At 67.0% G+C, this 14,122-nt stretch carries 11 protein-coding genes and 1 riboswitch; of the genes, 5 read left to right on the forward strand and 6 right to left on the reverse strand.

The features are described from left to right. Window positions 1–500: electron transfer flavoprotein subunit alpha/FixB family protein (locus GGR43_RS17275; RefSeq protein ID WP_223177501.1), on the forward strand; the 500-nt coding region annotated here is incomplete at its 5' end. Between the two features lie 521 nt (window positions 501–1,021). On the opposite strand, the gene GGR43_RS17280 is transcribed toward GGR43_RS17275, so the two are convergent. Genes GGR43_RS17280 through GGR43_RS17290 form a run of 3 tightly spaced genes read right to left on the reverse strand, consistent with a single transcriptional unit; the run spans window position 1,022 to window position 6,777 of the window. Further along, the gene (locus GGR43_RS17280) at window positions 1,022–2,449 is read right to left on the reverse strand and encodes an efflux transporter outer membrane subunit (RefSeq protein WP_188073220.1); all 1,428 of its coding nucleotides are present in this window, start codon (window positions 2,447–2,449) and stop codon (window positions 1,022–1,024) included. Window positions 2,450–2,453: 4 nt separating this feature from the next. Further along, window positions 2,454–5,615 carry an efflux RND transporter permease subunit gene (locus tag GGR43_RS17285; RefSeq protein WP_188073221.1) on the reverse strand — a complete coding sequence of 1,054 codons (3,162 nt, stop codon included), beginning with the start codon at window positions 5,613–5,615 and terminating at the stop codon, window positions 2,454–2,456. Window positions 5,616–5,619: 4 nt separating this feature from the next. Further along, a complete protein-coding gene (locus GGR43_RS17290) occupies window positions 5,620–6,777 on the reverse strand; it encodes an efflux RND transporter periplasmic adaptor subunit (RefSeq protein ID WP_188073222.1) in 1,158 nt (385 codons plus the stop codon). A 116-nt stretch (window positions 6,778–6,893) separates the two neighbouring features. Here GGR43_RS17290 and GGR43_RS17295 point away from each other — a divergent pair, with 116 nt between their 5' ends. Continuing rightward, complete coding sequence (locus GGR43_RS17295) at window positions 6,894–7,490, forward strand: TetR/AcrR family transcriptional regulator (protein ID WP_246343874.1); 597 nt, start codon at window positions 6,894–6,896, stop codon at window positions 7,488–7,490. On the opposite strand, the gene GGR43_RS17300 is transcribed toward GGR43_RS17295, so the two are convergent. After that, window positions 7,480–8,385 carry a LysR family transcriptional regulator gene (locus GGR43_RS17300; protein ID WP_188073224.1) on the reverse strand — a complete coding sequence of 302 codons (906 nt, stop codon included), beginning with the start codon at window positions 8,383–8,385 and terminating at the stop codon, window positions 7,480–7,482. The genes GGR43_RS17295 and GGR43_RS17300 overlap by 11 nt on opposite strands. A 115-nt stretch (window positions 8,386–8,500) precedes the next feature. On the opposite strand from GGR43_RS17300, the gene ilvD reads away from it, so the two are divergent. Next, the gene (ilvD, locus tag GGR43_RS17305) at window positions 8,501–10,351 is read left to right on the forward strand and encodes a dihydroxy-acid dehydratase (RefSeq protein WP_188073225.1); all 1,851 of its coding nucleotides are present in this window, start codon (window positions 8,501–8,503) and stop codon (window positions 10,349–10,351) included. A gap of 146 nt (window positions 10,352–10,497) precedes the next feature. Here ilvD and GGR43_RS17310 read toward each other — a convergent pair whose 3' ends face one another. Then, the gene (locus tag GGR43_RS17310) at window positions 10,498–11,415 is read right to left on the reverse strand and encodes a homoserine O-succinyltransferase (protein ID WP_188073226.1); all 918 of its coding nucleotides are present in this window, start codon (window positions 11,413–11,415) and stop codon (window positions 10,498–10,500) included. A 44-nt stretch (window positions 11,416–11,459) separates the two neighbouring features. Next, window positions 11,460–11,565, reverse strand: a riboswitch (SAM-I-IV-variant riboswitch). 262 nt (window positions 11,566–11,827) lie between these two features. On the opposite strand from GGR43_RS17310, the gene GGR43_RS17315 reads away from it, so the two are divergent. Beyond that, window positions 11,828–11,992, forward strand: coding sequence for a hypothetical protein (locus tag GGR43_RS17315; RefSeq protein ID WP_188073227.1), 165 nt, complete (start codon window positions 11,828–11,830; stop codon window positions 11,990–11,992). A 49-nt stretch (window positions 11,993–12,041) separates the two neighbouring features. Further along, entirely contained in the window at window positions 12,042–12,827 is a 786-nt protein-coding gene (locus GGR43_RS17320) for an NUDIX hydrolase (RefSeq protein ID WP_188073228.1), read from the forward strand. Between the two features lie 24 nt (window positions 12,828–12,851). Here the strand turns inward: GGR43_RS17320 and GGR43_RS17325 are convergent, their stop codons facing one another. Beyond that, complete coding sequence (locus GGR43_RS17325) at window positions 12,852–14,054, reverse strand: PQQ-dependent sugar dehydrogenase (RefSeq protein WP_188073229.1); 1,203 nt, start codon at window positions 14,052–14,054, stop codon at window positions 12,852–12,854. Window positions 14,055–14,122 lie beyond the last annotated feature (68 nt).

The following is a 14,122-nucleotide window of genomic DNA, read 5'->3' on the forward strand; positions in this document are numbered from 1 at the left end:
GCACCGCCTTCGCCAAGGCCGAGCGGACGGGCGGCAGCGCGGCGATCGAAGCCGTCTCCGCAACGGGCGGCGCTGCTGCGGATCGGGGCCTTTCCAGCTTCGTCGGCGCGGAGATCGCCGCGTCCGAGCGTCCCGAGCTGACCTCTGCGAAGATCATCGTCTCTGGCGGCCGGGCGCTCAAGGACAGCGAGACGTTCGAGCAGCTGATCTTCCCCTTGGCCGACAAGCTCGGCGCGGCGGTGGGCGCCAGCCGTGCGGCGGTCGATGCGGGCTATGTGCCCAACGACTATCAGGTGGGGCAGACGGGCAAGATCGTCGCGCCTGAGGTCTATGTCGCGGTCGGCATCTCCGGCGCGATCCAGCATCTTGCCGGCATGAAGGACAGCAAGACCATCATCGCCATCAACAAGGACGAGGACGCCCCCATCTTCCAGGTCGCAGACATCGGCCTCGTCGCAGACCTCTACAAGGCCGTGCCCGAACTGACCGACAAGCTTTGAGGCAAGGCGGCATCTCATAGAAGAAGGCCCCGGTGCGCAGCATGTGCGCCGGGGCCTTTTGCATGCGGGATCTGCCGGAAGAAAACCGATTCGGAAGGCAGGCGCAACGGCGCGGCGGGCCGGACGCCCCTTTACGATGAATTAAGTGCGATCGCACCGAAAACCGTGCTTTTTCAATCGGTTTCGTGCTTTTCCCAAGCGAAGGCGGGCTTTCTCTTTGGATATGGCGCGACGTGCTGTCCTATGTTAGCATCTCCTTAACGGCGATAGACCGTGACAGGAATGGAGAGGCGGATATGACCAGACTGGATTGGGTCGGCGATCGTTGCTGCATGGCATTGTCCCTGCTTGGCGTTGCCTATATCCTGTATTGGCATTTGATGTGACCGCAGGGGATTTGTTCCCCGCGTCGTGACGAAGGTCCGGCCTGCCCGGACGAGAGGCTCAGACGAAGACGGACTGCCTCGCGACACCCGCCGGAAGCGGGCCTGTCGCTTTCGGTGCTGTTCCTGTTACCGCCGTCATTTCAACCCGCCGCCCAGCGCGCGGTACAGTTCCACCGCATTGGTTTCCCGCACCAGCCGCGTGGCGAGCAGGCCCTGTTGGGCCGCATAATAGCTGCGCTGCGAATCCAGCGTGGTGAGGAACGGGTCGATCCCCGCCCTGAACCGCGCCTCGGCCAGCCGGTAGGCGCCCTCCGCATTGTCCCGCAAAGAGGTTTGCGCCGCCATCTGATCGTCGATGGTCCCGCGCCGGGCGAGTGCGTCGGCGACCTCGCGAAAGGCGGTCTGCACGGTTTTCTCATAGGTTGCGACCATCGCGTCGCGCGTCGCCTCGGCATAGCGCAGATTGCCCGCATTGCGCCCGGCGTCGAAGATCGGCAGGCTCGCCGAAGGGGCGACCGACCATGTTTCGCTGCCGCCCGCGAACAGGTTGGACAGGCCGAGGCTCATCGTGCCCAGCGCTGCCGTCAGCGAAATGGTGGGGAAGAAGGCCGCGCGCGCCGCGCCGATATTGGCGTTGGCGCCGATCAGCTGATGTTCCGCCGCCGCGATGTCGGGCCGCCGCAGCAGCACGTGCGACGGCAGATCGGCGGGCAGGCGGTCGAGAGTGATGCCCTGGGCGGGCATGCCGTCGGGCAGCAGCGCCTCCTCCACCGTCGCGCCCGCCAGCAGGTTGAGCGCGTTGCGATCCTGCGCGACCTGCGTCGTCAGCTGGGCAATGTCGGCGCGCGCCTGATCGTGGCTGGTCCGGGCCTGCCGCACCTCCAGTTCGGAGGCGATGCCGGAGCGGAAGCGCGCCTCGGTCAGGTCCAGCGTCTGGCGGAAGGTCGCCTCGGTCTTGTGGGCGAGGGCGAGCTGCTCCCGGTCGGCGGCCAGCGTCGCCCAGGCGCCCGCGATTTCGGCGACCAGCGCGACCTGCGCCGCATTGCGGTTTTCCTGCGCGGCGAAGAATTGCTCCTGCGCGGCTCTGGTCAGGTTGCGGACCCGGCCGAACAGGTCGATTTCCCATGCGGAAACGCCCAGCGACGCGGAGTAGATGTCCGTCCGCCCGGACGCCCCGCCCGCCGCGCCGCCGCCAGCCCCCATCGTCGCGAAGGGCGACTTCTGATAGGTCGCGCTGCCGCTGGCGGAGAGCGAGGGCAGGATATCGGCGCGTCGCACGCGATATTGCGCCCGCGCCTGCTCCACATTGGCGAGCGCGATGCGCAGGTCGCGATTGTTGGCGAGCGCGAGGCGAATGACCCCGCGCAGCCGGTCGTCGGTGAAGAAATCCGCCCAGGCGGTATCGGCCAGCGCCGCTTCCTGCGCCTGCGCGCCTGTCTGCGCGCCGTCGCCGGGCAGGGCGGCGGGAACGGGCAGGGCGGGGCGTTCATAGCGCGGCGCCATGTTGCAGCCCGCCAGTGAAAGGGCGAGAACGCTGAGGGTCCAGTTGCGTGCGGGGTTCATGGGATCAGGCCTCCTGAGCGATCGGGTTTTCCGGCAGCGGCTTGTCCGCCGGGACGGGGCGGTCCTGCCGGAACAGCCGTTTGACGACGAAGAAGAAGAGCGGCACAAAGAAGATCGCCAGCACCGTGGCCGACAGCATGCCGCCGACGACCGACCAGCCGATCGCATTCTGCCCGCCCGCGCCCGCGCCCTTCGATATGGCGAGCGGCAGCACGCCGAAGATGAAGGCGAAGGACGTCATCAGGATCGGCCGCAGGCGCAGCTTGGCCGCCTCCAGCGCGGCCTGCGCGGCGCTCAGCCCCTCGCGCATTTTTTCCTCGGCGAATTCGACGATCAGGATCGCGTTCTTGGCCGAAACGCCGATGGTGGTGATGAGGCCGACCTGCAGGTAGATGTCGTTGTTGAGACCCGCCAGCGTCGCCGCGGCAACCGCGCCAATCACCCCCAGCGGCACGACCAGCATCACCGAGAGCGGCACGGACCAGCTTTCGTAGAGCGCGGCGAGGCACAGGAACACGATCAGCATCGACAGCGCGTAGAGCGCGGGCGCCTGGCTGCCGGACACCTGTTCCTCATAGGAAATGCCGGTCCATTCATAGCCGATGCCCTGCGGCAGCTTGGCTGCATGCTCCTCCATCACCCGCATCGCCTCGCCGCTGCTGCGGCCCGGCGCGGGGGCGCCCATGATCTGCACCGAGGAGACGCCGTTATAGCGTTCCAGCTTCGCCGGGCCGTAGGTCCATTCGGTCGAGGCGAAGGAGGACAGCGGCGCCATCGTCCCGCCCGACCCGCGCACATGAAGCTGGCCCAGCGATTCCGGCGAGGCGCGATAGGGGGCGTCGGCCTGCACATAGACTTTCTTCACCCGCCCGCGATCGATGAAATCGTTGATGTAGCTGCCGCCGAACGCGGTGCTGAGGGTGGAGTTGATGTCCGCCTGCGACAGGCCGAACGCGCCCGCCGCCGCTTGATCGACCTTCAGCTTCAGTTGCGCGCTGTCCTCTATGCCTTGCGGGCGGACCTGGGTGAGGCGCTTGTCCTGCGCCGCCATGCCAAGCAGCTGGTTGCGCGCCTCCAGCAGCTTTTCATGGCCGAGGCCGCCTTCGTCCTTCAGCTGGAAGTCGAAGCCGGTGGCGTTGCCCAGTTCCATCACCGCGGGCGGAGCGAAGGCGATCGCCTGCCCGGCGGGCAGCTTGGCGAAGGCCATGTTCGCGCGCATGGCGATGGCCGCGGCGCCGTTTTCGCTGCCCTTGCGTTCCTCCCACGGGCGCAGGCGGATGAAGGCGATGCCGACATTCTGGCCCTGGCCGACGAAGCTGAAGCCGCTGATGGTGAAGGTGGAGGCGATATTGTCCTTTTCCGCCGTGACGAGATGCGCCCGCACGGCTTCGACGGTGCGCTGGGTTTCCTCCATCGTGGTGCCGGACGGCATGGAAATCTGCGCGAACAGCATGCCCTGATCCTCTTCGGGCAGGAAGCCGCCGGGCAGGCGCGCGAACAGCAGCGCCATGCCGCCCAGGATCAGCGCATAGGCCAGCAGCGAGCGCTTCCAGTTCCGCTCGATCTTCCTCAGGCCGCGATCATAGCGCACCACGCTGCGGTCGAAGGTCCGGTTGAACCAGGCGAAGAAGCCGAAGAAGTCGCGCTGATGCTCCGACCCGTCGCGCCGGGGCGGCAGGATGGTCGCGCACAGCGCCGGGGTCAGGATCAGCGCGACCAGCACCGACAGCACCATTGAGGAAACGATGGTGATCGAGAACTGGCGAAAGATCACGCCGGTCGATCCGCCGAAAAAGGCCATGGGCAGGAACACGGCGGACAGCACGAGGCCGATGCCGATCAGCGCACCGCTGATCTCGTCCATGGATTTCTTCGCGGCTTCCTTCGGGCTCAGCCCCTCGGTCTGGATAAGGCGCTCGACATTCTCGACCACGACGATGGCGTCGTCGACCAGCAGGCCGATCGCCAGCACCATGCCGAACAGCGTCAGCGTGTTGATGGTGAAGCCCGCCGCGTGCAGGATCGCGAAGGAGCCGAGCAGCACCACCGGCACCGCGATGGTGGGGATCAGCGTCGCCCGCCAGTTTTGCAGGAAGACGAACATCACCACGAAGACGAGGATGATCGCCTCGAACAGGGTGTGGATGACCTGCTCCACCGACAATTGGATGAAGGTGGAATTGTCGAGCGGGTAATCGACCTTGATGTCGGCCGGGAAGTCCCGTGACAGCTCCGCGACCTTCGCCTTCACCGCCTCCACCGTGTCGAGCGCGTTGGCGCCCGGCGCCAGCTTGATGCCGATGCCCGACGCCTCCTTGCCGTTGAAGCGCGCGAGGAAGCTGTAGTTTTCCGAGCCGATTTCGACGCGGGCGACATCGGAAAGGCGGATGGTGGAGCCGTCGCTGTTGGAGCGGACCAATATGTCGCGGAATTCCTCCGGCGTCTTCAGGCGCGACTGGGCGGTGACGATGGCGTTGAGCGCCTGTCCCTCCACGCTGGGCGTGCCGCCGACCTGCCCTGCGGAAACCTGCGCGTTCTGGGCCTGGATGGCGGATTGCACGTCGCCGACCGTCACGCCCAGGCTGGCCATCGCATAGGGGTTGAGCCAGATGCGCATTGCATATTGCGCGCCCAGCACCTGCGTGTCGCCCACGCCCTCGATGCGGCTGATCGGATCCTGCAGGCGCGACGCGACGAAATCGCCCAGATCGACCTGATCATGCGCGCCGTTTTCGGAATAGAGCGAGACGATGAGGAGGAAGCTCGCCGTCGACTTGTTGACGCGCAGGCCGGATTTCTGGACCTCCTGCGGCAGCAGCGGCGTGGCCTGCGACAGCTTGTTCTGCACCTGCACCTGCGCGATGTCGGCGTCCGTGCCCTGCTCGAAGGTCAGGGTGACGGTCAGGTTGCCGGCGGAATCGCTGCTGGAGGAGAAATAGCGCAGATTGTCGATGCCCTTCATCTGCTGCTCGATGACCTGCGTGGTCGTGTTTTCGAGCGTCTGGGCATCCGCGCCGGGATAGTTGGTGGAGATGGTGACGGCGGGCGCGGCGATTTCCGGGAACTGGGCGACCGGCAGCGCGCGCAGCGCGAGCAGGCCCGCCATCATCATCAAGATGGCGATGACCCAGGCGAAAATGGGGCGATCGATGAAATAACGGGACATGGCGTCAGTTCCCGCTCTTCCCGGCGGTCGCGGCCGCCGTGATCTGGCGCGGCGCGCGGGGCTTTACCTGCGTGCCGGGCTGCAGGCCGATCGGTCCCTCGACGACCAGCCGGTCGCCGGCCTTCAGGCCGTCGCTGACGACCCATTTGTCGCCGATGGCGCGCTCGGCGGTCACCTGCCGCTGCTCGACCTTGTTCTGCGCGTTGACGACGAGCGCGGTGGCGCGGCCGCGCGGGTCGCGGCTGATCCCCTGCTGCGGCGCGAGGATCGCCTGCCGCTTCACGCCCTCGACGAGACGGGCGCGGACGTACATGCCCGGCAGCAGCATGCCGTCGGGGTTGGGGAAGCTGGCGCGCAGGGTGACGCCGCCCGATTGCGGATCCACCGTCACCTCGGAAAATTGCAGCCTGCCGGTGATGGGATAGGTCTTGCCGTTGGGCAGGATGAGCTGGACGTCGGCGCCCTCCGCCCCTTCGCGGCTGATGCTGCCGCTGCGCAGCGCTTCCTTGAGGTCGAGAAGCTGGGCGGCGGACTGGGTGACGTCGACATAGACGCGGTCGGTGCGCTGGATGGTGGCGAGCGCATCGGCCTGACCCGCCTGGACCAGCGCGCCGACGGTGTAGAGCGAGCGGCCGATCTGGCCGGAAATGGGCGCGCGGATGCGGGTGAAACCAAGGTTGACCTGCGCCGCCTGCACCGATGCCTTTTGCGCTGCAACAGAAGCGGCCGCCTGCTTCGCGGCGGCTTCTGCATTGTCCAGCTCCTGCCGGCTGACGGCGTTGATGCCGACGAGGCTGCGATAGCGCTCCGCCTGCGCGCGGGTGGAGGCGATCGTCGCCTGCGCCTGGGCGAGATTGCCCTGTGCGGTGCCGAGCGCGGCGCGGTAGGGCGCATCCTCGATCTCGTACAGCACCTGTCCGGCCTGCACCATGCTGCCCTCGGTGAACAGCCGCTTGCGGATGACGCCGCTGATCTGCGGCCGCACTTCCGAGGTTTCCACGGCGGTGATACGGCCGGGCAGCTCGGTCGTGAGCGTGGCCGACTCGGCCTTCAGCGTGAGGACGCCTATCTCCGGCGGCTGGGCCTGCGGGGCTTCCCCGCTGCCGCAGGCGGTGAGGAGGATGAGGGTTCCCAGCGTCAGGAAGCGGGGGCGAACAGTCATTTTTCAAGCACCTGTGCAGTGGTGGGTGAAGCGTAGATAGCCGGAATGAACGTTCATTCCACTTGCGCCGCCTTATGCGATGTGGCATGGTCGGGTCAAGTGATAAGGAGGGGTCCTTGGTTGAAAATATTGCAGTGCAGCGAGATATCGGCGCGCGGGAGCGTATCGTCGCCGCCGCCCGATGCCTGTTCTCGTCGCGCGGCTTCCACCAGACCGCGATGGCCGATCTGGCGAAGGAGGCGAAGGTCAGCGTCGGGGCGATCTACCGCTCCTTCGAAAGCAAGGCGGATATCGTCCGCGCGATCATCGTCGCCGACACGCAGCAGACGCTGGAGCAACTGGACGGCCTGTGCGACGGCCTGTCCGAAGGGCGGCAGGCGATCGAGCCGGTGCCGGAGCAGTTCATCCTGGCGCAGTTCGCGCACAAGGAGGAGGCGCTGTCGCACGAAATACTGGCCGAGGCCCATCGCAATGCGGAGGTGGCCGGGACGATAGGCGATTTCTGCTGCGCCTATCGCCGGACCATTGGCCGGATGGTGGAGGTCGTCAACCCGGACCTTTCGGCCGAGGATAGAGAGGGCGCGGAGGAATTGCTGCTCGCCTGCATGTTCGGCTTCGCCCACCGCAACCTTGCGCGCCCGCAGCTGGACGCCGCGACGACCGCTCGCGTCGCCACGAAGCTGATCCTTCAGGCGCTGCGCGTCACGCCGTGATCGTCCCGGCGATTTCCAGAAACTGGCGCAGTGTCGGGCTGGCGTCGTCGCGCCGCCAGACGAGGCCGGTTTCCAGCACCGGCGCCTTGCCGTCCAGCTCGACATAGCGCACGCCGCTGCGGGCGAGATGGCGCAGCGAGGCCGGAACCAGCGCCAGCCCCATGCCCGCCGACACCAGGCTGATGATTGTCTGCATCTGGATCGCCTCCTGCGCGATGCGGGCGGTCTTGCCATGGGCGGCGTAATAGCCGGTGACGAGATCGTGAAAGGCGGGCGCCGCCTGCCGGGGGAACAGCAGCAGCGGCGCGTCGGTGATCGCCGCGGCGGACAGGCGGTTGCGGGGCGCCGCGATCCGCCCGTCCGCGATCCAGCTTTCCGGCACCGCCGCGACCAGCGGCTCGGACACCAGCGGCCGATAGGCGAGCGCAGCGGGCAGGGCGGTGCCCGGCGGCGGGATGACGAGGCCGGCCCGTCCCTCGCCGCCCGCCAGCCGCGCGATCTGCACGTCGCTGGTCGCCTCGGTCAGGACGATGCCGACATCGGGAAAGCGCGCCGCATAACGCTGCACCAGTTGCGGCAGGATGCTGTAATCGGCGGTGCTGACGAAGCTGAGGTCGAGCCGCCCGGCTTCCCCGTCGCGCAGGCGGCGGGCGGCTTCGGGCAGCCCCTCCACCGCATGGAGCGCGGCCCGCACCTGCGGCAGCCATTGCTCGCCCAGCGGGGTCAGCGCGACGCTGCGCCGGGTGCGGGCGAACAGCGGCGCGCCGATTTCCTGCTCCAGCGCCATGATCGATTGGCTGAGCGGCGGCTGGGTCATGCCGAGCCGCGCGGCCGCCTTTCCGAAGTGCAAGGTCTCCGCGACCATGGTAAAATGCCGAAGCTGGCGAACGTCCATATTGATATGTCCTGCGACTTAATGGGCCATAAATAATATATTTTACTTCGCATCGGAAGTTTCTTATCGGCATGCGTTGAAACAAGAGAAAACGGACAGAGAACGGAGAACACCCATGCCCGCCTATCGCTCAAGAACCACGACCCATGGGCGCAACATGGCCGGCGCGCGCGGCCTGTGGCGCGCGACCGGCATGAAGGACAGCGATTTCGGCAAGCCGATCATCGCCGTCGCCAACAGCTTCACCCAGTTCGTGCCGGGCCATGTGCACCTCAAGGACCTCGGCCAGCTGGTCGCACGGGAGATCGAGGCGGCGGGCGGCGTCGCCAAGGAATTCAACACTATTGCGGTCGATGACGGCATCGCCATGGGCCATGGCGGCATGCTCTATTCGCTGCCCAGCCGCGAGCTGATCGCCGACAGCGTCGAATATATGGTCAACGCCCATTGCGCCGACGCGATCGTCTGCATCTCCAACTGCGACAAGATCACGCCCGGCATGCTGATGGCGGCGATGCGGCTCAACATCCCGGCGGTGTTCGTTTCCGGCGGGCCGATGGAGGCGGGCAAGGTCGTGCTCAAGGGCAAGACGCAGGCGCTCGATCTGGTCGATGCGATGGTCGTCGCCGCCGACGACAGCTATAGCGACGAGGAAGTGCAGGCGATCGAGCGCTCGGCCTGCCCGACCTGCGGCTCCTGCTCCGGCATGTTCACCGCGAACAGCATGAACTGCCTGACCGAGGCGCTGGGCCTGTCGTTGCCGGGCAACGGCTCGACGCTGGCGACCCATGCCGACCGCGAGCGGCTGTTCCGCGAGGCGGGGCACCTGATCGTCGATCTGGCCAAGCGCTGGTATGAGCAGGACGACGCGACCGCCACCCCGCGCGGCATCGCCACCCGCGCCGCGTTCGAAAATGCGATGAGCCTCGATATCGCGATGGGCGGCTCCACCAACACGGTGCTGCATCTGCTCGCCGCCGCGCAGGAGGGCGGGGTCGATTTCACCATGGCCGACATCGACCGGCTGTCGCGCCGCGTGCCCTGCGTCTGCAAGGTCGCCCCGGCGAAGAACGACGTGCATATGGAAGATGTGCACCGCGCGGGCGGCATCATGGCGATCCTCGGCGAGCTGGAGCGGGCGGGGCTGGTCGACGGCTCGCTGCCGACCGTTCATTCGCCGACGCTGGGTCAGGCGCTGGACCGCTGGGATATCGGCCGCACCAACAGCGAGGAGGTGCGCAATTTCTATCGCGCCGCGCCGGGCGGGGTGCCGACGCAGACGGCGTTCAGCCAGTCCGCCCGCTGGGAGGATCTGGATACCGACCGCGAGGCGGGCGTGATCCGCTCGGTCGAGCATGCATTCTCGAAGGATGGCGGCCTTGCGGTGCTGTTCGGCAACCTCGCGCCCGAAGGGTGCATCGTCAAGACGGCGGGCGTCGATGATTCGATCCTCGTCTTCAACGGCACCGCGCGCGTCTATGAAAGCCAGGACGCGGCGGTCGCGGGCATCCTCGGCAATGAGGTGAAGGCGGGCGATGTGGTGGTGATCCGCTATGAAGGGCCGAAGGGAGGCCCCGGCATGCAGGAAATGCTCTACCCGACCAGCTACCTCAAGTCGAAGGGGCTGGGCGCGGCCTGTGCGCTCATCACCGACGGGCGTTTTTCGGGCGGCACGTCGGGGCTGTCGATCGGCCATGTTTCGCCCGAAGCGGCCGAAGGCGGGCTGATCGCGCTGGTGGAGACGGGCGACCCGATCCTGATCGACATCCCGAACCGCGTCATCAGCCTCGCCATTGACGATGCCGTGATCGCAGAGCGCCGCGCGGCGATGGAGGCGCGGGGCGGCAAGGCGTGGAAGCCGCTGGGCCGCAAGCGCGAGGTGTCGGCGGCACTGCGGGCCTATGCCGCGCTCACCACCAACGCGGCGCGTGGCGCGGTGCGCGACGTGTCGCAGATCGAGGAGTGAATGCGTCTCTCTCCGTCATGCCAGCGCAGGCTGGCATCTCGGGAGGTGGAGCGCAACATGGCTCGCGACCCCGGCCTGCGCTGGGGTGACGGATCAGGATAGTTGAAAAAAGGCCCCGTTTCCTCCGTGGAACCGGGGCCTTTTCCTTATCCCCCGATATCCTCCACATCGAACGGCGTCGTCTGGTAGACTTGGTTGATCCAGTCGCCGAACAGCAGATGGGCATGGCCGCGCCAGCGGTTGACCGGCTGGCGGGTCGGGTCGTCGCCGGGGAAATAATGGCGGGGCAGCGCCGGGTCCTTGCCCGCCACCAGATCGCGCCGATATTCCTCCGCCAGCGTGTCGGTGTCATACTCGCTATGGTTGAACATGTGCAGCATGCGGTGCCGGGGGTCGTGGAGCAGGCACAGGCCCGCCTCCTCGGACTCCAGCAATATGTCCATGCCGCTGCCTGCCGGAATGTCGGTGGCGTGCACCTCCGTCCAGCGGGAAACGGGAATGTCCACCCGGTCGGGCAGGCCGCGCAGATAGGGTGAGCAGGGACTCAGCACCTTGTGCGGGTAGATGCCCGACAGCTTTTCCGCCATCTGATATTTGGGCATGCCGTGGAAATGCCAGACGGCGGCTTGCGCGGCCCAGCAGATGGTGTAGCTGCTGTGCACATGGGTCTGCGTCCAGTCGAAGATGCGGCACAGTTCTTCCCAATAGCGCACCTTCTCGAACGGCAGCGTCTCGACCGGCGCGCCGGTGATGATGAAGCCGTCGAACCGTTCCTCCCGCACGTCTTCCCAGTCGCGATAGAAGGACGCCATATGATCGGCCGGCGTGTTGCGGGGCACATGGTCGGTCATCTTCACCAGCGTCAGCTCGACCTGGATCGGCGTCGCGCCGAGCAGGCGGGCGAACTGGGTCTCGGTCTTTACCTTGTTGGGCATCAGGTTGAGCAGGCCGATGCGCAGCGGCCGGATATCCTGACGAACGGCATCCGTCTCGCCCATCACGGCCACGCCCTCTGCATCGAGTATCGCGCGGGCGGGCAGGCTATCGGGAATCTTGATCGGCATTGAAGAATGATTCTCCAGATGGCCGGACAATATCTGAAAAGTGGCGGGACCCGTTTGGTTGTCGGTTCGACCACATCCCCTCGCCAGAGGGCGCCACCTTGCTCGGGAAGCAGGTTGGCGTCAGGCATTGCCCGACTCTTGATGTATGCCCGGCAGATAGGCTTTCGCGCGCGCTTTGGCAAGAGGGTGGGGCAGGGGCGCGGGCAAATCGGCTTGCCTTGCCGCGCGCGCGGTGGCATGAAGGCGGCGATGACGAAAACCGCTTGCCCGATCTGCGCATTTTATTGGCGTTCCCTTCAGGGAGCGGCATAGTCATCGCGTGTGACATTGCCGCCGTGTTCGGCAGGCAATGGGCGATCTTCTCTCCAAAATTTCCACCGACGCGGCGGCCCTGAACAAGGAAAGGCCGACCATGACCGTTATTGCTGGAAATGAAACCCGAACCCGGACCGATGCGGCGCGCGAAAACCGCGACGCCGCCGCTGTGCGGACGGCCCTGCCCGCCGGAAACGAGGCCACGGCGCGGCCCGCGCGGGAGGAGCGTTCCGACGATTATCTGCGCATCGATGTCTGCTAGGGGGAGGGCGAGCTTGACCGGCACCGTGCATCGCCCACATAGGGGGCGCATGACCGGACAGGATTTGCCCATTCTTCCCCCGCGCGAGGCGGGGACGCTCATCATCGTTCGTCCCCGCGACGGAGACGGCCTGCCCGAACTGCTGATGACGCAGCGCGCCGCCACCCTCCGCTTCGCGGGCGGGGCGATGGTGTTTCCCGGCGGCGGCGTCGAGGCGGGGGACCGGGCGCTGGCCGGCGGGCTGAACGCGGGGCTGGCGCCGTCGGATCTGGCCGCGCGCATCGCGGCAGTCCGCGAAACCATCGAGGAATGCGGGCTGGCGCTCACCGCCATGGGGCAGGCGCTGCCCCGCAGCCAGTCCGACGCGCTGCGGCAGGCGCTGCACCGGGGAGAGGGGCTGGACGCGCTGATCCGCGACCGGGGGCTGCGCTTCGATTTCGAAGGGCTGGTGCCCTTCTCCCGCTGGTGCCCGCGTCCGGAGGAGATGCGCATACGCTACGACACCCGCTTCTATCTGGCGGCGATCGAGGGCGGGCATGACGATCTCGTCCCCGATGGCGCGGAAACGGCGGGGCTGATCTGGTCGAGCGCGCGGGACATGCTGGCCCGTGTCGAGGCGGGCCGGGCGCGGGTCATCTTTCCGACCCGCTGCAACCTTGAACGGCTGGCGCAATTCGACACGATAGACGGGCTGATCGACCATGCTCGAACGCATCCGGCCGACCTCGTCTCCCCATGGATAGAAAGCCGTGACGGGCTGGACCATATCTGCATTCCCGAAGGGCTGGGCTATCCCGTCACCGCCCGTCCGGCGGCGGACGCCCTTCGGGGCTGAGCCCCGATCCGCTCAGTTTCCCGCTCAGCGCTTCGGCGTCAGCCGCAGCAGCCGCCCGTTCGCACCGTCCTCCAGCAGCCAGACCGCGCCGTCCGGCCCGGTTTCCACCTCGCGGATGCGGGCGTTCATCGCCCAGTGATCGGCCTTGGCCGCCGTGTCGCCGTCGATCTTCACCCGGATCAGCGCCTGCCCCGACAGCGCGGCGATCAGCAGGCTGTCCTTCCATTGCGGGAACAGGTCGCCATTATAATAGGCCATGCCTGCGGGCGAGATGGACGGGTTCCACCATGCCTTGGGCGCGATGAAGCCGTCGCCCGGCGCATGGTCGGGAATGGCGCGCCCGTCATAATGGGAGCCGTTGGACACCTTCGGCCAGCCATAATTGCCGCCGCGCTCGATCAGGTTCACCTCGTCGCCGCCCTGCGGGCCCATCTCATTCTCCCATAGCCGTCCCTGCCGGTCGAAGGCGAGGCCGAGCGCGTTGCGTTGGCCCAGCGACCAGATCTGCGCGGTCACGCCGCCCTTTCCGGCAAAGGGATTGTCGGCGGGAACGCTGCCGTCCGGGGCGAGGCGGATGATCTTGCCGAGATTGGCGGCCATGTCCTGTGCCGGGTCGAACTTCTGCCGCTCGCCCGAAGAGAGGAAGATATGCTTGCCGTCCGGCGCGACGACGATGCGGTGGGAATAATGGCCGCCGCCGGTCACCTTGGGTTCCTGCCGCCAGATGATGCGCAGGTTGTTGAGCGAGCCGATCTGCTCGGCCATGCTGTTGATGGTGACGTCGGCCAGCGCCACCACTGCGCCGCGTGTGCCGCCGGGCCCGGCCTCGGCCCAGCTCAGATAGACGGGGTGGATCTTGTCGGTGGGGTCGGGGTCGGGCGCCTCGACCACGTCGCCGAGCCCACCCTGGCCGCCATAGGCGACCTTCGGCACGTCGCCGCCGACCTCATGCGTCGCGCCGGAGCTTGTATCGACCAGCATCAGCTTGCCCTTGCGCTGCGTCACCAGCGCCCAGGGGCCGCCCGCGATGAAGGTCATCGCCCAGGGCTCGTCGAAGGTCGCGACCGGGGTGGCGGTGAAGGGGCGGTCCGCCGATTCTCTGAAACCGCCGTCGCCGCCCGCCGGCGCTTCGTCCGTGCGGGCCTGCCGGTTGTCGGGCGCGGGCCCTGCGTGACAGGCGGTCGAGGCCATCAGGGACAGGCCCAGCAAATACAGGCTTTTGCGCATGAAAATCCTCCTTCGCCATCAGGGTATGCCAGTAGTAACGGGCGGCGCGAATAAAGGTTGTGAAAAAA

This window comes from Sphingobium jiangsuense, from assembly GCF_014196495.1.
In the GTDB taxonomy this organism is placed as follows: Bacteria; Pseudomonadota; Alphaproteobacteria; order Sphingomonadales; family Sphingomonadaceae; genus Sphingobium; species Sphingobium jiangsuense.